This is a genomic window from Microcoleus sp. D2_18a_B4, from assembly GCF_036702475.1.
GTDB lineage: Bacteria > Cyanobacteriota > Cyanobacteriia > Cyanobacteriales > Microcoleaceae > Microcoleus.
Genome location: NZ_JAUBTL010000061.1, coordinates 21,477 through 38,046, shown reverse-complemented (window position 1 = coordinate 38,046; position 16,570 = coordinate 21,477). Strand labels below are relative to the sequence as shown.

At 46.9% G+C, this 16,570-nt stretch carries 16 protein-coding genes and 1 pseudogene; 9 read left to right on the top strand and 8 right to left on the bottom strand.

The annotated features are described in order from the left end of the window. Positions 1–61: 61 nt before the first annotated feature. Positions 62–787 carry a lysophospholipid acyltransferase family protein gene (locus QUB04_RS26670; RefSeq protein ID WP_333289090.1) on the bottom strand — a complete coding sequence of 242 codons (726 nt, stop codon included), beginning with the start codon at positions 785–787 and terminating at the stop codon, positions 62–64. An 837-nt stretch (positions 788–1,624) separates the two neighbouring features. Between QUB04_RS26670 and QUB04_RS26665 the strand changes: the two genes are divergently transcribed. From QUB04_RS26665 to QUB04_RS26650, 4 genes are all read left to right on the top strand, one after another. Beyond that, positions 1,625–1,939: a hypothetical protein gene (locus QUB04_RS26665; RefSeq protein WP_333242021.1), complete on the top strand. Its 315-nt coding sequence runs from the start codon at positions 1,625–1,627 to the stop codon at positions 1,937–1,939. A 129-nt stretch (positions 1,940–2,068) separates the two neighbouring features. Continuing rightward, positions 2,069–3,796 (top strand): succinate dehydrogenase/fumarate reductase flavoprotein subunit, encoded by a 1,728-nt coding sequence (locus QUB04_RS26660; protein ID WP_333213462.1) that lies wholly within the window; start codon positions 2,069–2,071, stop codon positions 3,794–3,796. A 345-nt stretch (positions 3,797–4,141) separates the two neighbouring features. Further along, entirely contained in the window at positions 4,142–4,498 is a 357-nt protein-coding gene (locus QUB04_RS26655) for a type II toxin-antitoxin system RelE/ParE family toxin (RefSeq protein WP_333207369.1), read from the top strand. A 116-nt stretch (positions 4,499–4,614) separates the two neighbouring features. Further along, complete coding sequence (locus QUB04_RS26650) at positions 4,615–4,935, top strand: helix-turn-helix transcriptional regulator (RefSeq protein ID WP_333289088.1); 321 nt, start codon at positions 4,615–4,617, stop codon at positions 4,933–4,935. A gap of 67 nt (positions 4,936–5,002) precedes the next feature. Here QUB04_RS26650 and QUB04_RS26645 read toward each other — a convergent pair. Together QUB04_RS26645 and QUB04_RS26640 are read right to left on the bottom strand one after the other, a co-directional pair. Continuing rightward, a pseudogene (locus QUB04_RS26645) lies at positions 5,003–5,872 on the bottom strand (Uma2 family endonuclease). A gap of 264 nt (positions 5,873–6,136) precedes the next feature. Beyond that, positions 6,137–7,048 (bottom strand): tetratricopeptide repeat protein, encoded by a 912-nt coding sequence (locus QUB04_RS26640; protein WP_333289086.1) that lies wholly within the window; start codon positions 7,046–7,048, stop codon positions 6,137–6,139. 583 nt (positions 7,049–7,631) lie between these two features. Here QUB04_RS26640 and QUB04_RS26635 point away from each other — a divergent pair. After that, positions 7,632–8,879, top strand: coding sequence for a hypothetical protein (locus tag QUB04_RS26635; RefSeq protein WP_333289085.1), 1,248 nt, complete (start codon positions 7,632–7,634; stop codon positions 8,877–8,879). 230 nt (positions 8,880–9,109) lie between these two features. Here QUB04_RS26635 and QUB04_RS26630 read toward each other — a convergent pair whose 3' ends face one another. After that, the gene (locus QUB04_RS26630) at positions 9,110–10,285 is read right to left on the bottom strand and encodes a homocysteine biosynthesis protein (protein ID WP_333289083.1); all 1,176 of its coding nucleotides are present in this window, start codon (positions 10,283–10,285) and stop codon (positions 9,110–9,112) included. Positions 10,286–10,592: 307 nt separating this feature from the next. Between QUB04_RS26630 and QUB04_RS26625 the strand changes: the two genes are divergently transcribed. Continuing rightward, positions 10,593–11,150, top strand: a complete 558-nt coding sequence (locus QUB04_RS26625; protein ID WP_333289080.1) for a Uma2 family endonuclease — start codon at positions 10,593–10,595, stop codon at positions 11,148–11,150. A gap of 330 nt (positions 11,151–11,480) precedes the next feature. On the opposite strand, the gene QUB04_RS26620 is transcribed toward QUB04_RS26625, so the two are convergent. The 3 genes from QUB04_RS26620 to QUB04_RS26610 form a co-directional block, all read right to left on the bottom strand. Then, positions 11,481–12,653, bottom strand: coding sequence for an AI-2E family transporter (locus QUB04_RS26620; protein WP_333289078.1), 1,173 nt, complete (start codon positions 12,651–12,653; stop codon positions 11,481–11,483). Positions 12,654–12,832: 179 nt separating this feature from the next. Further along, complete coding sequence (locus tag QUB04_RS26615) at positions 12,833–13,450, bottom strand: Uma2 family endonuclease (protein WP_333289075.1); 618 nt, start codon at positions 13,448–13,450, stop codon at positions 12,833–12,835. A gap of 105 nt (positions 13,451–13,555) precedes the next feature. Beyond that, the gene (locus QUB04_RS26610) at positions 13,556–13,744 is read right to left on the bottom strand and encodes a hypothetical protein (RefSeq protein WP_333289073.1); all 189 of its coding nucleotides are present in this window, start codon (positions 13,742–13,744) and stop codon (positions 13,556–13,558) included. 141 nt (positions 13,745–13,885) lie between these two features. Here QUB04_RS26610 and QUB04_RS26605 point away from each other — a divergent pair, with 141 nt between their 5' ends. Next, a complete protein-coding gene (locus QUB04_RS26605) occupies positions 13,886–14,467 on the top strand; it encodes a Uma2 family endonuclease (protein ID WP_333289071.1) in 582 nt (193 codons plus the stop codon). 11 nt (positions 14,468–14,478) lie between these two features. Here the strand turns inward: QUB04_RS26605 and QUB04_RS26600 are convergent, their stop codons facing one another. After that, complete coding sequence (locus QUB04_RS26600; protein ID WP_333289069.1) at positions 14,479–14,688, bottom strand: hypothetical protein; 210 nt, start codon at positions 14,686–14,688, stop codon at positions 14,479–14,481. Between the two features lie 435 nt (positions 14,689–15,123). Between QUB04_RS26600 and QUB04_RS26595 the strand changes: the two genes are divergently transcribed. Beyond that, positions 15,124–15,729 (top strand): Uma2 family endonuclease, encoded by a 606-nt coding sequence (locus QUB04_RS26595; protein WP_333289067.1) that lies wholly within the window; start codon positions 15,124–15,126, stop codon positions 15,727–15,729. Positions 15,730–15,961: 232 nt separating this feature from the next. Next, a complete protein-coding gene (locus QUB04_RS26590) occupies positions 15,962–16,549 on the top strand; it encodes a Uma2 family endonuclease (RefSeq protein WP_333289065.1) in 588 nt (195 codons plus the stop codon). The last annotated feature ends 21 nt before the right edge of the window (positions 16,550–16,570 follow it).

Genomic DNA, 16,570 nt, shown 5'->3' with positions numbered 1-16,570 from the left:
CAGTCAACAGTCAACAGTCAACAGCCAACAGCCAACAGCCAACAGCCAACAGTCAACAAACTTACAAACAACCTCGTTGGAGTAATTCTGCAATTTCTCCCTGACAGTGGTTTGTGAGTTCAGCAACAACTGCTTTGGCTTTTTTGCCTCGATATTGCTGCTGTCTCTCGACAGTAATCCAGTAAGGCTGGCCGATTAAAACATTAACTCGCTGATAAATTATCACAGGATGCCACCCAGATCGATCGAACAGCGGTTCCGAAGGATCGAACAAACTCAACAACTTGAGCGGTACACCCGATCGTACTGAGTGTTCCTCAAAAGAACTAATCGCCACCGGCAAAACTGCCAAATCCCGCACCGGTGCCCGCAAAGCCAAATGAGCAAATCCCCGCTGAAACTTCCCCACCGTATTCGGCCCAGTCAGCTTCACCATCGGTTCTGCACCCTCTGGAAACACCCCCACCATCTCCCCGCCTTGCAGCAGCGCTGTCGCTTGAGAGAAAAAATGATGCTGTCGGTGTTCCGGTGCTTCCAAGGGGAAAGCGCCGAAAGTCGTGACCACTTCCCTCATCACCGGAACTTGACCCATGTAATGATGACAAGCAAAGCGGATCGATCGACCCAAAGCCGCCGTCAGCAGCACAGGATCTAAGAAACTGCGGTGATTGCTCACCACCAGCACCGGACTCTCTTGGGGAATCCGGTCTTCGCGGTACATAAACATCTGCGTTCCTAAACCAGCCAGGAAACAGCGCGAAATCAGCAATTTGCTCTCTGAAGACATGGGCGAAAGACAGGTGCGACGCTATAAAGGTTGATTCCATTCCCCCGCAGCTTAACATTTCTTTACCAAGTCAGGGTTCAGCCAAAAAGTAGACTTTCCCCTTATGCCTTTGTTTCGTAATCCTGGACGCACGGGCGGTCATAACCTTGGTTGTTTCGCACGTTTACTTCTAGTGGGCCCGCCAAAACAGTAAAAAACCGGTTTCTAGCCGTCGCAGGGCGTCAGCCAACTGTGTCGGCAGAAATTCCCCTCAGAAGCAAAAATTTATCAAGTGTTGTGGCAACTTATCAGGAAATTGGGTTGAAAACCCCGTCGTTATAGGACGGCTTTTTGATACAATAGACATGGTTGTAATTCCCAAGGTGGGCGGTTGTGAAGCGGCGCCATCGTCGGCACCCTAGAACCTGAAAGCTTTTTGAGAGCAAAAAGAAGGGTAGCGAAAACCTTGTAAAACAGAGCTAGGGAATCAACCCATTCTCACCAGAAAATCAATAATTTGTTTCAGTCAAGTAGGGTGGGGCACACCCGAACTCGCTTGCTCGTATCAAGCGTACGCTTTTGGAGATAGGCTCTCTGGGGTGGTTGTGAGTTAAGCTGGTCAATTGGTGCAATTGCACGGTTGAAGAGTTTAAGGATTGCCGCAAGGACACAGCGCTTAAAGGTCAGTCGATGAATTAAGAATCCCCGTGCGTTCACGCCGGGGAGTGTCAATAAAGAATGTTTACAACAGCCCCAAAACCAAGTTGCTGCAGCTAAACTTAGAAATTTACAGTGGGCATTGACGCACTGTCAAAGTATTTTTGGACAAGTCGTAATAGCAATCTCGCGAGGCATCAAATGAATAACATCCAAAACTATCGCCTTAGATGTACGCTCACCTTTGGCGACATTTACGGTCAAATCATTGTTTGGCTGATAGTCATCTTCCTAAGTCTAGCGTCGGCACTCGCCTTGTGGAGTAGCGCCCGCCAAATCTTCGCCTTGGCTACTGTCGGCTTGATTTTAGTGCTGTCTCTGCCCTTCTTGCTGTTTGCTTTCGTTACAACTCTGCTAAATAACATTGAAGTGCTTGCTGTAGAACCCGGTACGGAAACTCAACCTTCTGCAACGGGAAATCAGTCCAATCAGCAGCCTGTCGAAAGCGCCGGCTAGTCCAATGTGAAATTTTAACTTTTGATTTCCCATTCAAATCAAAAGTTAAAAAACTTCCTGCTCTTTTGGTAGGAAGTTTTTTTTTGCGTCACGATAAGTTGAGCAGAACACTCAAAATAATTCAAAAAGATGCTAGAACACGACGTAATCATTGTAGGCGGCGGTTTAGCAGGTTGCCGCGCCGCAGTAGAAATTGCTCGGACTGACCCCAGTTTAAAGGTAGCTGTCGTCGCCAAAACTCACCCGATTCGATCGCACTCCGTCGCAGCCCAAGGTGGCATGGCCTCCAGCCTCCAAAATGTCGATCCCGAAGACAGTTGGAAAGCCCACGCCTTCGACACAGTAAAAGGTTCAGACTATTTAGCCGACCAAGACGCGGTAGAAATCCTCACCCGCGAAGCCCCCGGTGTAGTCATAGATTTAGAACACATGGGAGTCCTCTTTTCCCGCCTCCCAGACGGCAGAATTGCCCAGCGCGCTTTTGGCGGACATTCCCACCGCCGCACCTGCTACGCCGCGGACAAAACTGGTCACGCCATCCTCCACGAATTAGTCAACAATCTGCGCCGCTGCGGAGTTCACATCTATCAGGAGTGGTATGTTACGCGCCTGATTTTGGAAGAAGGCCAAGCCAAGGGCGTAGTTATGTACAGCCTTCTAGACGGTCAAATTGAGGTTGTCCGTGCTAAGGCGGTGATGTTTGCTACGGGGGGTTACGGCCGAGTTTACAATACCACGTCGAACGATTACGCCTCGACGGGAGACGGTTTGGCGATGACGGCTTTAGCTGGATTGCCGCTGGAAGATATGGAATTCGTGCAGTTTCACCCGACGGGTTTGTATCCCGTGGGAGTGTTGATTTCGGAGGCTGTGCGGGGCGAAGGCGCTTATTTGATTAATTCAGAGGGCGATCGATTTATGGCCAATTATGCCCCGTCGCGGATGGAATTAGCGCCCAGAGATATCACTTCGCGGTCAATTTCCATAGAAATTCGCGCCGGCCGAGGGATTAATGTTGATGGTAGTGCCGGCGGCCCCTTTATCTACCTCGATTTGCGGCACATGGGACGCGAAAAAATTATGAGCAAAATTCCTTTTGCTTGGGAAGAAGCCCACCGTTTGTTAGGAATTGATGCCGTAAATCAGCCGATGCCCGTGCGCCCTACGGTTCACTATTCAATGGGGGGAATTCCTACTAATGTTAGCGGCCAAGTTCGCAGCAGTCCTGACAGTTTAGTAGACGGTTTCTTTGCAGCGGGCGAAGCAGCTTGCGTGTCCGTTCACGGCGCCAACCGTTTGGGCAGCAACTCGCTTTTAGAATGCGTCGTTTATGGCAAAGTTACTGGCGCAACCATAGCACAATTCGTACAAAATCGCAAGTTGCCGACAGTAGACGAACAGCGTTATATTATGGAAGCAAAAGAGCAAATTCAGGCACTTGTAGAGCGTCCCGGAAAATACCGCATCAATCAAATCCGGCAGCAGTATCAAGATACTATGACTGAGTATTGTGGTGTATTTCGTAGCGCCGAATTGATGCAGGAAGGTTTAAAAAAATTGGAGGATTTAGAGCGACAATATGAGGAGGTTTACTTAGACGATAAAGGCAAGTTGTGGAATACGGAAATTGTGGAAGCTTTGGAGTTGCGGAGTTTGATAATTGTTGGGAAAATGATTTTAACTTCTGCTTTGAACCGACAGGAAAGTCGGGGAGCTCATTCGCGGGAAGATTTTACTGAGCGCGATGATGGGAATTTTTTGAAGCATACAATGGCGTATTATTCGCCGGCGGGGATTGATTTGGCTTATATGCCGGTGGCGATTACGATGTTTGAGCCGCAGGAGAGGAAGTATTAATTTGTAGGTGGGCATTGCCAGCCCTGTTAAGGTAGTGAATAAATCCCTCAAACGCTTGAAATTGCGTAGGGGGCGATCGTTAAATCTGATTCTTTTAAAAGGCGATCGGTAATAAACCTGGTTTATTGCCGATCGCCACCGCCTAGAATGACGGAAATCAGTCGTTAGCGCAGCCCTCGAAGAGGATCGCACCAAGACGCGGGCTGGCTGGCAATGCGTACCTTAGCAATTGAGAGGAAATTCGGCAATCTTTAGTCTCTCGTACCACTTTTAGTCATATTGGGTTATAATTATGTCAGATACGACATATTATTGTAAACTCTATGACTGGACTGTACTTAATTTATGGAATCCCAAGGCGAGAACAAGGATGTTGTTTGGCTTAGAGGCGAAGTAAAAACTCCTCCTTTTTCAGCCTCAGCGCGAATCGAGGTAGGGATTTTATTAAGGATGTTACAAAATGGAGAAATTTTAGCCATGCCTGTCTCTCGACCTATGCCAAGCATCAGCCCTCACTGCCACGAATTGCGGATAGATGATAGTGAAGCTGATAAACAGTGGCGAATTATTTACCGGATTGACTCAGATGCTATTGTCATTGCAGATGTGTTTCAAAAAACTACCCAGAAAACGCCTAAGCGAATGATTGAAAACTGTCAAAGACGACTGAGATTGTACGATCGAAGCTCAGGAGAAACCTAGTTATTTCAGGACTTCCTTTAGGGTGGGCATTGCCCACCTTACAAATTGAGAGACAATTCACCATTCACAATCCTTGGTCTTTGCAATTCATATAATTAAAAGAGGTAATATTTACAATGGATGCCATTAAACGTCAACGTTTAGAAGCAGCAGGTTGGCGGGTGGGAGATGCCGCAGACTTTCTAGAACTTTCAGCCGAAGAAATTGCTTTTATTGAGATGAAATTGTCTTTAATTAAACGCTTGAAGCAGCTTCGCATTAGTCAAAATCTTTCTCAAGAAAATTTGGCTAAGAAAATTAAATCTAGTCAGTCACGGGTAGCTAAAATAGAAGCTGGCGATCCGTCTGTTTCTCTTGATTTGATGGTAAGGACAATGCTAGCGCTGGGAGCAACTCGCGAGGATGTGGCACTCGCTATTACTTCTTCCAAAAGCTGAGAAGCAGACACTTGAACTTTGAGAATCTTCGAGAATTTGAAGTTAACTTTATCCCGATAAAACTATCTCAGCCGTGATAATTGTGGCTAACTTCCTCCACAGATAAACTTAACGCCTCCGCCACTTGTTCGACACTCAAACCCATTCCCAACAATCGGGGAATTGCATCCCTTCTTGCCTGAAATTCAGCTTGTCGTGCCTGTTCTGCACTCTCGGCCCTTTCCCGCTGTTGTTCCCCTCGCAATCTCTCTAATTCTGCTCTTTCATCGCCAATCAACAGTAAATTACCTTCCTCGTCCCACCACCGCAGCCACAGCATGGTTTGATTTTGATAAATGCCTTGCCAAAGTCCCTATTCTATCCCTAAAGATGCAATGGGAAAATGACCGCGTTGATTGAGTTCTAACAGTTGATAATACCCCTCCATCAACCGATAAACTTCTAATCGACCGCTGTTAATTTCATAGATGCCGTAATAGGGAATTCGCATCACCTGTTCGTACACCCAAAACTTTCCCGGTTTAGTGACTACCCCTTCATCGGTGCGAGATAAAGGAGTACAATCGCGCTCTTCATCACCGTTCCCGCTCGCAAATTCCAAAGCAATTAACGGTGCTATGTGTTCCCGCCACAGCACGTAGGAACGCCGAATTTGACCGTCTACATTAGGAGGTACATTCGGAACATAAAACCAATCAGGAGCTTCTGCACCTTGTTGCGGCGGTTCAGTTTCTCGCCAGTAAATGCCGCAGTCTTGACCGATTGCATATTGTCCGTCTGGATGCCGCTCCTGCAAAATTTGCCCGATCGAATCTGTTAAGATTAAACTTTGCGGATGCTCCTGAAAATTTTTCACAAAAGTACCGTCTGACTCTGGTACTTGAGTGTGATCTGGAAAAGCAGGAGGTAGAACAACGCGGTTAACGCTAGTAGTCATAATTCCCTGCGAGGTCTTACATAATTGGTAATTAGTAATTGGTAATCGGTAAAAAGACGCTCCCCGCGAGGACTTATAAACCCGGTTTCGACCTGTATCTGTCGTCGTTCAACCAAGATTAATCGTAGAAACCGGGTTTCTTTTCCTAAGTCCTGCGTAATTAGGAAAAAAGCCAGTAATTTTGAGTTTAAATTATTAAGTGAAAAACTTAATAATTTTTCACTGACAAGTCAAAACTCAAAACTCTTTTACTTAAAACTTTCCTTAAGGTTTCGGTAGCGCACCTTCAGGACTAGGAGAAGCAGCCGGTTCGGGACTAGGAGAAGCAGCCGCAGGAGAAGGCGAAGGAGTGCCACTAGCTAACTGATTTATTTGGTCTTTATAGTTAGGAGGAGCTAACTCAGTAGCTCGATCGAACAGCGTTTTTGCCTCATCTGTTTTGCCCTGTTCCTTCAGCACGATCGCCTTTCCTAAAGTCGGGCGAAAATCTTTGGGATTAGCCTTAGCAGATTCGTCGTAAATTGCGATCGCCTCCTCGTAGCGCTTCTGCACAGCATAAACCTGCCCCAAAATCAACTGCACTGAAGTTACATCCACACTTTCCGGTTTCGCCAGATTTGCAGCCGGAGCAGCCTTCAACGTATCTTGCAGCAGTCCGATCGCAGCTTCCGGCCGCTGCTGCACCAGCAGCAAATTCACCAACCCCTGCAAAGCCTTAATTTCCCCAGGCTTAGACGCTAAAATTGACCTGTAAGCTTGAGCAGCCCCTTCGCGATCGCCCGTGCGTTCCTTAGCCTGAGCCAGCAAAATCCCGTATTCAGTAGTCTCAGGATTCAGCGCAGCCAACTTTTCCAAAGGAGCGATCGCATCCTTAATGTCGCCCACTCCTTGGCTGATCAACTCCAGTCGCACCTGCAACAATCCCCGCAAAGCCGTTACATTGTCAGGTTCCCGCTGCAAAACCAATTCGTATCCCCTAGCCTGAGCTTGCAGCAACTCTGATTGCTTCTCGCCTGACTGCGCCGTCTGAGTAGGCGTTGGAGTTGACCGACTTTGCGCTTGGCTGGCCTGGAGAATACTGTTTAAAATTGGCACAAGAGAAAATCCCAAAAAAGCGATGAGCGACAGCACCACCACCACAGTAATCAACCCACGACGCTTGTTTGCTTTTTCCATAATTCAACTATCCCAGCTTAAAATCTACTATTTTCTAAGAATTAAGGCATCGCCGGGGGGCATCTGCCATTTAGCTCGATCGGTGCAACCGTAAATGTTTTTAACTTCAAAGTCCCAACGGACAAAGCAGCCTTTTACTTGCAGCTAATATGGTAACAGACCCACAACTCCATGCTAGCTAAACAATTTTGGGCACTCAGACCCGCAGCCCCAAGGACTGCGGTGTCTGTCCAATTTAGTCTGGTCAAGCTAAAAATTACCAAAAATATGGCGGATCAGGCCGTTAGGTAATTGGATTAAGTAAAATAGGCAAGCTGAATATCCTAAATGCTATTAGCCAGCAACTCCAGCGAGCGCGCGATCGGCGATCGAGCGGTCAGCAACTGCCAAAGTCCTTGCTCGCAAGGATTTTAGCAGCCAGCGAACCGATCGGCACACGTAGCGTTGAAAGTTGGCGTTGACGGGTCACAACCAGACCTCCGGGCGCAAGCCCGCCTGTCAGGTGCTAGTAGTTTTTAAAGCAGTTTCTTCAGTTTATTCCTAATTTCCCTTAAGGGATGTGTCTCCGCTGCAAGGAGTTTTTATGAACCCCTCTCCCAACCGGTCTTCCAAATCGTCCAAATCTACTTCAAATCGCAAGGCTCAGCCGAGCGAACTGGCCGTCAATCCGCCTAAAGATACAGATTCCATTCCTGAGACACCAGACGAAAGTTCGGTGCCTTCGGCGTTGGCTGCACCTGTTGATCAAAATCCACCGGCAACGCCAACAGACGCCCCAGCGTCCAAGGATAGGCTGCAACGACCACGCTACAGTTCTGCCCCCGACAAGGACAAAACAAAGCCACAAGACCAGCCCAGCAAGGCTCCTGCACCCCCCGCGCCTGCAGCGTCTTCGACACCTGTCAGCGATACTCCAGCCCTAGCAGTCGTACCGCCCGCAAACGCCGAGCCTGCCGCTAACGAAAGTCAGGCCGCTGAGGACATACCCTCCGTCATGCGCCAACATCCCATTCCCCCCCCCAGCGAACCCAGACAGTACCGAGCTGTTGGTTTGGTGCGGGGCCGCTACACGCCATCAGAAGAGCAATTCACCCGGGGTATGCTGATAGCTGCCGACGGAACTGCCATCGACGCAGTTTTGCTGGGTAGAGTTATGAGTTTAGTCAAAAATCACCTGGAGCTGGAACAAGAACACTTGTGGGTGGTCTATCCGCGCACCAGGCAAGAAGACGGCAACTTGCACGCCCAGATTATGGGAGTTTGGGAGCCGGAAACGCTCAAAAAACCTCCCGAACTGTCCTCTGATGAGGAAAATCAGGAAGCAGCGGAGATTGAGGCTAGCGGCGAAGCATCGACCGCATCTTTGCCTCCCTCGGAACCTGATGTTGAAGATGGCTATTTTTCGATTAGAGGTGAGGTGATTTATCAATCCCAAGACGAAGAAAAGTATGTCATCGTCAAAATCAAGCAAGCTCCCCGCAAGAATGACGACAAGATGAAGTTTTTTAAACTCAAACTTAAGGGAGATTTAGCAACAAAAGCGATCGGGTTTTTTTGGGATTTCCACGTCAAATTGAAAGGTGACAGTCTGATGATTGAGCAGGCTAATAATATTGGTGCCCTGCCGATTAAAAAGCGGAAATTCCCCCCTGGCAGCAAGCCTCCCGGTGGCTTCAAAGGAGGAGGGAAGCGTCCGTTTACTCCTAGGCCCAGCGGTGACGGTGCTCCTGTAGGGCGTCCTACCATCAAATCCGCAGCAGCAGCACCACCGCCTGTCCCCAAGGAACCTCTTCCTAAGCCGGTTAAGAAGCCTAAGCCGATCGAGGAATGAACCAATTTTAGATTTTAGATTTTAGATTTTAGATTTTAGGTGAGTGCATCAATTTCCAATGTGTGCAGTTTTTTACCAGAATTCTTCAATCGAAAATCTAGAATCCTGGACGCACTCGCCGGGAGTAGAAACCGGGTTTCTTGACCAACCACCCAAGCTTTCAGGCCCGCGCTGGCGACAAGAAACCGGGTTTCTGGGACCTGGTGCGTCCACAAATAATCTAAAATCCTTTATTCGAGCCGGACTTGAGCGCCCCACAAATCTTGGGGGAGAAATACTCTGTCGGTGGGTAGGGGAGCAACTGGGGCCGTGAGGGTAAATTGACCCGCTTCAATTTGCTGCTTCAATTCCAATGCTACTTGCCGGGAGAGAAACATACTCGCAAGGGGGGCGGCCCGCACAGGTTTGCCCTCTATCAAGATGCGGCCAGTCTTTAATTGAGCATAGCTGACTAAACCGAATGTGGGACGAACGCGCCGGGGGATAGAGAAATCTACCACCGGCGCTACTATTTTTTTGTCTGATACTGCACAGTGGGCGACGACTGTTTCGTTTAAGACTGGAAACGGGATGCCGACTCCCAGCATCAGGGATGGGCCGTAGTTTTTGAAGTAGCAGCCGCGCACCCATTTGGAGTTCATCTGTTTGGCGTCGCCGATGAGTGCAAGGGTGGCGGCCGGGCCGATGGGGGTGCGGTTGGGCTGGCGTTTTTGCAGCGGGAAGTGCTGGGTTCCTTCCCAGGTGATGTAGCCTGTGGCGCCTCCTAGGAAGATGCGGGTGCCGATGCCGATGATTTCGAGGTCGGGGTCGTTGAGCAGGGGAGACATGGCTCCAAGGTTCGAGTAGACGGCGTTGCCGAGGTTTGGTTGCAGGGGGCCGAGGTAGGTGAACAGCGGGCGATCGCCTCCATTGACGCCAACAATAAAGTTTTGATATGCGTTGCGGGGATTGAATAAATAAAACTGGTTGATTGTATCGCGGGTAATCGTGGTTTCAAAGGAGGCGCGGGGGTAGCAGTCTGTTACTTGCCCCAGAGCCCGCAACTGCACGGGTTTGCCGGCTATTAAGTCTTCGATGACGTGGCCCCCGCCCCGTTCGCGGGATTCTTCGCCGTCTTCGGCTACTTGGGTGGCTCCCAGGTACAGGTCTACTGCCCCGAAGCCGGAGTAGGCTAAAACGCCGTCTAGCCAGCACTGGCGGATTTTTATCGGGGGGTCGGTATGGCCGAGGTTGATGATTGCACCGGAGGATTCCATCGGCTCGAAGGTGCCGGTGGTAATCACATCGACTTCTTTGGCTGCTTGGGTAATGCTGGTTTCTTGAACTCTTGTTTTGAGTTCTTCGATTGTCCAGACTGTGGCTTTGCCCTGGCTGATTTTATCGTTGATTTCGTTGATCGATCTCATATATTTTAGATTTTAGATTTGGGATTTTTGATTGTGAATTGATTGATTTTGGAGTGATTTTGATTTGGGATTGATTTTAGATTGATGGATTGTCGATCGAGCTGGTTGTTTGAGATAAAAGCAATATATTATAGCTGAGATGTTGCACCATTCTCAATAAGCATTTTAGGAACAGGCATCTTGCCTGTTCCACAGGAAAATTCACTCTTCGTGGAACAGGCATCTTGCCTGTTCTTGATAATGAGGCAAGATGTAAATTATAACGGATACAATAACAATATCATAAATCAAATAAAGGGCGATCGCCATGACTCAAGCGATATTAAAACCTGTCACCTTCGATGAATTTATTGACTGGTATCCTGACAATTCGGTAAACCGTTACGCACTGCACAATGGAACTATTGTTGAGATGCCTAAAGCAACCGGAGAACCTTCAGAAGTAGCCGGCTTCCTGTGCCTGAAGCTAGGGATTGAAATCGAGAGGCTAGGGTTGCCCTACTTCGTTCCCAAAGAATGCGTTGTCAAAGCTGATAACGAGCTATCTGGTTACGAACCGGATGTGATCGTTTTGGACAGGCAAGGGACGGACAGCGAACCGAGATGGAAAAAGGAATCTATCATTACAATGGGTAGTTCTGTCCGGCTAATTGTCGAAGTTGTCAGTACCAATTGGCGGGATGATTATGGCTACAAATTGGTGGATTACGAAGCTTTGGGCATTTCTGAATACTGGATTGCGGACTATTTGGGACTTGGTGGCAGACGCTATATTGGCAATCCGAAACAACCTACTTTTTTTGTTTACCATTTGGTTGACGGTGAGTATCAAGTCAGTCAATCGATTTTAGATTTTAGATTTTAGATTTTAGAGGCGACCCCACTGATAAATGCGGGGGTTTGAGGATTTTAGATTTTAGATTTTGGATTGATTCCACGGATAAATCCGGGGGCTTGTACCCTCAAGAAATTCTTGGTCTGTTTCGGGGGAGTGATAGGGTTGTGTCACCCACATTTGGGCAGTTGAATTTGACGGTTAAACAGATTTTTAGCGCCGACAGAGATACGGTAGAAAATGCGAGGATTGAAGATAGTTATTTGAGGGCATTCGTACCACAATTTTCCTAAGTTTGTAGTGAATACTTCTGTCCTCTAACTGGGAATGAATAAGAACTGAAGTCATTACAAACCTGAACTATTGATTTTCAGGAGTGTCATTTTCTACATTATCTGGGATGTCAGGTTTGTGTTTTGGCAACTTTTCGGGTCGGCTTTCGGCGACTTCTATAGATTCATATTCTTCATGGATAGCCGAATCAATTGCTGCTAAGGTTTTAGGGCTGGCACTCCACTGGTTGAGAATATCTTTAATTAGGGCTTCCCTAATCCAAACTTGAGCTACAACGGTGAGAGGAAGGGCAAGCAATAGTCCTAAAAATCCAAAGAAGGTGGCGAAGAATACTTGAGCTATTAAGGTAACAGCCGGCAGTAGCGATACTTGCTGCGCCATAACGTAAGGGGTGAGGAGGTTGCTTTCAAATTGTTGAATTAGAAAGTAGAGGATGAGTACAAAACCGGCTTTTAAGGGAGAGTCTAAAAGTGCGATCGTCACTGGGGGAATGACGCTCAAACCTGGTCCTATATTGGGTATTAAGTTCAGCAAACCAGCTAAAACACCGTGGGCTAAAGCTAGGGGAACTTGCAATACTGACAAACCAATTAAACTCAGGAAAGTGATGACGCTCATGCTAATTAAAGCACCGATTACCCATCGACCGAGGGCTATTTCGCATTCATCTAAGATCCCCTCGATTCGCCGCCGATAAAAAGAGGGAAATAGTTGGATAAATGCTTTGCGGTAAGATAAAGGTTCTGCTAATGTCATCAATGTCAAAACTATGACTAGCAAAAAGCTGAGGATAACGCCTAATGTGTTGCCGACAAAGGCTCCTGCACCGCCGACGAGTTGATTGAATAGGGGTTGCAGTTGTTGGATAATGTCGTTAATATCAAGATTCGGTAGTCGCTGACCCATTTGTCCCGAAAAGCGAGATTCAATCTGATCGATCCACTCATTTAATTTGGCTATTCCTTGAGGGGCTCTTTGGGTAAGCTGTTGAAACTGTTGGGCAAATGGTGGTACAATGATCAGGAATAATCCTACGAAGATGAGGACTAGGAAGCTAACTGATAAGAGTACGGCGATCGATCTTTTGAGTCCGAATTTTTGCAAGTAGCGTGCTAGTCTGTTTAAGGCTGTGGCTAAGACTACGGCGGCAAACAGCAGCAGTAGGGCCTGCCGGATTTGCCACAGAATGTAACAAGATGCGATGAGGGCTAATAAGCCCATCCACTGTCCTAGCTTCATTAGATTTTAGATGTTAGATTTTAGATTTTAGATTGAGGAATAGGGTATGGGGAATTGCAGGTTGGTAATTGCTCTGCAGCCCAGACGCGATGAATCGCCTCTATACAAGATACAGCAGATGGGCGCGATCGCATCTTTAATCAGATACCCCTACTCGGACATCCGCATAAGCAGCCTCCTCAATTCCCTTTGGCGAACACCTGCTGCGCTGTCAGCTTCAATTCTGGGAAAGTTCGGGACTCAATAGAATCGCCCCCTCTGAACAGTTTGACTTGGTATTCCCCGTCAATTAGTTGGTAAACCGAAAAAGTAGGTTGTTTGGGGTTGCCAATAAACCGTCTGCCGCCCAATCCTAGATAGTCTATAATCCAATATTCTTGAATACCCATTGACTCATATGCCTCAAGCTTTAGGGCATAATCATCACCCCAATTAGTGCTAGTTACCTCGATGATTAGGGGGACTGATGATCCCATTGTGATAATTGATGATTTCTCCCATCGCGGCTCGTTTCCAATGGTTTGTTCGTTAAGTACAATAATATCTGGTTCATATCCCGATTCCTCGCGCATGGGTTTGATGACACATTCTTTGGGGATGAAGTAGGGTAGGTTTAAGCGTTCTATTTCGAGAAATAACCAGCCGCTGGTAAAACCGGTCACTTTAGAATGTTTGCCTGTTGCTTTTGGCATTTCAACAATTTCTCCATTGTGCAGTTCGTAGTGGTGTTCGGAATTTTCAGGATACCAGTCAATGAATTCATCGAATGTTACTAATTCAGGTATGATTTGAATCATGGTGAGTGCCTCAACTTTGGTTTTGATAAGCTGTACGGGGAATTAAGATTTGGGCAAAAACACAGTCTTTAGACCAAGTAGCGATCGCACTTTTTGATTGCGTCTCTACTGCTGCTGTTGGCGCGATCGCCAGCCGAGGACGGCTGCTAAGATGATACTGGGGGTAAAGACGGCGATGAGGGCATTGAGGTCGGTAGAAGGGATGGATAAGCTAGGCCCTGCGTACTTGATGGCCAGGGAAAGGGCGGCGGATAGGGTGAATACTTTGAGGATGGGGCTGATGTTGGTGTTCATGGACGTGGTAGTTGGTTGTATAATTAGGCATTGAGATTATTATCGCAAGTATTGTGTTGCGGCTGCGATCGCGCCTTAGAGTTTTTAACAGGAAAGAGGCGATGAATGTTGTTTTAAACCCAGAACTTGATTGAGGTTCGCATGATGACACAAACACTTTTACAGCCACTAGACCAACGGTTCATTCATTCCGGGATTAGCTGGCAACAGTTCAAGCTAATTGAACAGGGGTTTTCTGACTCCCCTGGCATCAGGTTGTTTTATTACAAAGGAGAGGTAGAAATCTGGGCAGTTTCCGAAGACCACGAAGCGATAAGTCGCACCCTCACTATTCTTTTGGCTCTCTACTTTGACATCAAAGATATTGAATTTAAACCTACAGGAAGCCTTACTCTAGAAACAGAAGGCGAAGCTTCAGCACAACCTGACGAATCATATCTTATTGGTAGGTCAACTGGAACTCCTCCCGATTTATCTGTAGAGGTTATATTCACTAGCGGTACTGTCAAAAAATTGCAGCGCTATCGAGTATTGGGAGTTTCTGAAGTCTGGTTCTGGGAGGATGGTGTATTGGCTATGTATCGCTTGGGTTCTGAGGGTTATGAAAAAATTTCTTCAAGTGTGGTTTTGCCAGATTTAGATATTAACTTACTGTGTCGCTGCTTGCTGATGGCTTCGAGTGTGGAAGCGATGAGGGAGTTTAGGAGGGGAATTTCTGGTTAGGGCGATCGCACCTATTTTTTTATGCTTAACTTAATTTGAGTAGGTTGGGGCGATCGCCAGCCGAGGATAGCAGCTAGGATGATACTGGGGGTAAAGACGGCGATCAGGGCGTTGAGGTCGGTAGAGGGGATGGATAAGCTAGGCCCTGCATATTTGATGGCCAGGGAAAGGGCGGCGGATAGGGTGAATACTTTGAGGATGGGGCTGATGTTGGTGTTCATGGACGTGGTAGTTGGTTGTATAATTAGGCATGGAGATTATTATCGCAAGTTTGTGCTAAGCCCGGAAGTAATAGAAGATTAGCAGAGGGGCAGGATTGAGAGCAAAGTACCAAACCTTTGTTTTTTTGCCAGATAGTCGATTTTAACTGACATCTTGCAGCAATATCAATAAGAGGATTTTTCGTGGGGTCGGGCGGGTTTATAGAACCTATTTGCAAGCTTTAAGGCTGTTGGCGAACCCGCCCCTACGGCTAATTGAGAATGGTGCAATATCTCAGTTTTAAGCTGTTGTGCATTTAAATAGAATGTCAAAAAACAATCTAATTCTTGTGGGGAGTAGGGGTTGGGCGTCTCGCCCGCCCTGAATATGCAATTTAAATGCGTGACAGCTTAACTAAACTTACAATTAAATTACATCCCGTTAAAACACGATCTATGACCTACACCACAGCCAAATTACTTAGCTTTGAGGAGTTTATCGCCCAATATGGGGATAATACACGCTATGAACTAATTGACGGAGAACTCAGAGACATGGAACCTACTGGCCCTCACGAAGCTGTTGCCGGGAGTATTGCGGGTAAAATTTATGTCGAAATCTTTCGGGATAACTTCAACTGGTTGGTGCCTAAAAATTGTCTAATCAAACCACTCTATGCTGAAGCTACAGCGCTGCGTCCTGACGTAGTTGTTTTAGATAAATCAGAACTCGGTCAAGAACCCCTTTGGCAAAAAGAACCAGTTATTTGTAACGGTAGTACAATGAAGCTTGTTGCTGAAGTGGTCAGCACTAATTGGCAAGATGATTATGCCAGAAAAGTGGAAGAATACGCTTTCTTGAATATCCCAGAATATTGGATTGTGGACTTTCGGGGCTTAGGTGGTTGGCAATTTATCGGCAACCCAAAGCAACCGACTTTCACAGTCGGCCAGTTAGTTAATGGTGCATACCAGCAGCAACAATATCGCTTGGGAGATACTATTTCTTCTCACCTGTTTCCCAATTTACAACTGAGACTAGACGACATTATGCCGACTTGAAAGTCTGGTAAGCTGTCGCCGCGAACTTAAATTGTATATTCGGGCGTTGCTCAAAGCCACCCAACAAGAGTTGGATTGTTTTTTGACATATAATAATTTAAATGCAGAACAGCTTATCGAGGGATCGCACCTTGGGCAAAAAAGGCAATCTAAACTTATCACAGAAATAACGTTAACAGTATTTAATGCTTTATGAATGTTGTTTGAAACCCAGAACTTGATTGAGGTTTGCATGATGACACAGACACTCTTACAGCCACTAGACCAACGGTTCATTCAGTCCGGGATTAGCTGGGAACAGTTCAAGCTAATTGAACAGGGGTTTTCTGACTCCCCAGGGACGAGGTTGTTTTATTACAAAGGAGAGGTAGAAATATTGGCAGTTTCCCCAGAACACGAATTTTTTAGTCGGACAATTTGTACGCTGCTGTCTATCTACTGCGCCGAAAATGAAATTGAGTTTTCACCTACGGGAAGTTTTACCCAAGAAAAGGAAGGGGTAGTATCTGCACAAGCTGATGAATCTTATTTTATTGGCCGACGCATAACCCCAAATTATCCCCCAGATTTATGTATCGAAGTTATCTTCACTAGCGGTAATGTCAAAAAATTGCAGCGCTATCGAGTATTGGGAGTTGCTGAAGTCTGGTTTTGGGAGGATGGTGTATTGGCTATGTATCGCTTGGGTTCTGAGGGTTATGAAAAAATTTCTTCAAGTGTGGTTTTGCCAGATCTAGATATTAACTTGCTGTGTCGCTGCTTGCTGATGGCTTCGAGTGTGGAAGCGATGAGGGAGTTTAGGAGGGGAATTTCTGGTTAGGGCGGGGGTTTCAGACTATTA

Excerpts from the sequence above, each read along its gene's own strand:
- QUB04_RS26590 (WP_333289065.1), top strand. The coding sequence starts at position 15,962 with ATGATGACACAGACACTCTTACAGCCACTAGACCAACGGTTCATTCAG.
- QUB04_RS26610 (WP_333289073.1), bottom strand. The coding sequence starts at position 13,744 with ATGAACACCAACATCAGCCCCATCCTCAAAGTATTCACCCTATCCGCC.
- QUB04_RS26630 (WP_333289083.1), bottom strand. The coding sequence starts at position 10,285 with ATGAGATCGATCAACGAAATCAACGATAAAATCAGCCAGGGCAAAGCC.
- QUB04_RS26615 (WP_333289075.1), bottom strand. The coding sequence starts at position 13,450 with ATGATTCAAATCATACCTGAATTAGTAACATTCGATGAATTCATTGAC.
- QUB04_RS26660 (WP_333213462.1), top strand. The coding sequence starts at position 2,069 with ATGCTAGAACACGACGTAATCATTGTAGGCGGCGGTTTAGCAGGTTGC.
- QUB04_RS26635 (WP_333289085.1), top strand. The coding sequence starts at position 7,632 with ATGAACCCCTCTCCCAACCGGTCTTCCAAATCGTCCAAATCTACTTCA.
- QUB04_RS26665 (WP_333242021.1), top strand. The coding sequence starts at position 1,625 with ATGAATAACATCCAAAACTATCGCCTTAGATGTACGCTCACCTTTGGC.
- QUB04_RS26625 (WP_333289080.1), top strand. The coding sequence starts at position 10,593 with ATGACTCAAGCGATATTAAAACCTGTCACCTTCGATGAATTTATTGAC.
- QUB04_RS26655 (WP_333207369.1), top strand. The coding sequence starts at position 4,142 with ATGGAATCCCAAGGCGAGAACAAGGATGTTGTTTGGCTTAGAGGCGAA.
- QUB04_RS26600 (WP_333289069.1), bottom strand. The coding sequence starts at position 14,688 with ATGAACACCAACATCAGCCCCATCCTCAAAGTATTCACCCTATCCGCC.
- QUB04_RS26670 (WP_333289090.1), bottom strand. The coding sequence starts at position 787 with ATGTCTTCAGAGAGCAAATTGCTGATTTCGCGCTGTTTCCTGGCTGGT.
- QUB04_RS26640 (WP_333289086.1), bottom strand. The coding sequence starts at position 7,048 with ATGGAAAAAGCAAACAAGCGTCGTGGGTTGATTACTGTGGTGGTGGTG.
- QUB04_RS26620 (WP_333289078.1), bottom strand. The coding sequence starts at position 12,653 with ATGAAGCTAGGACAGTGGATGGGCTTATTAGCCCTCATCGCATCTTGT.
- QUB04_RS26595 (WP_333289067.1), top strand. The coding sequence starts at position 15,124 with ATGACCTACACCACAGCCAAATTACTTAGCTTTGAGGAGTTTATCGCC.
- QUB04_RS26605 (WP_333289071.1), top strand. The coding sequence starts at position 13,886 with ATGATGACACAAACACTTTTACAGCCACTAGACCAACGGTTCATTCAT.
- QUB04_RS26650 (WP_333289088.1), top strand. The coding sequence starts at position 4,615 with ATGGATGCCATTAAACGTCAACGTTTAGAAGCAGCAGGTTGGCGGGTG.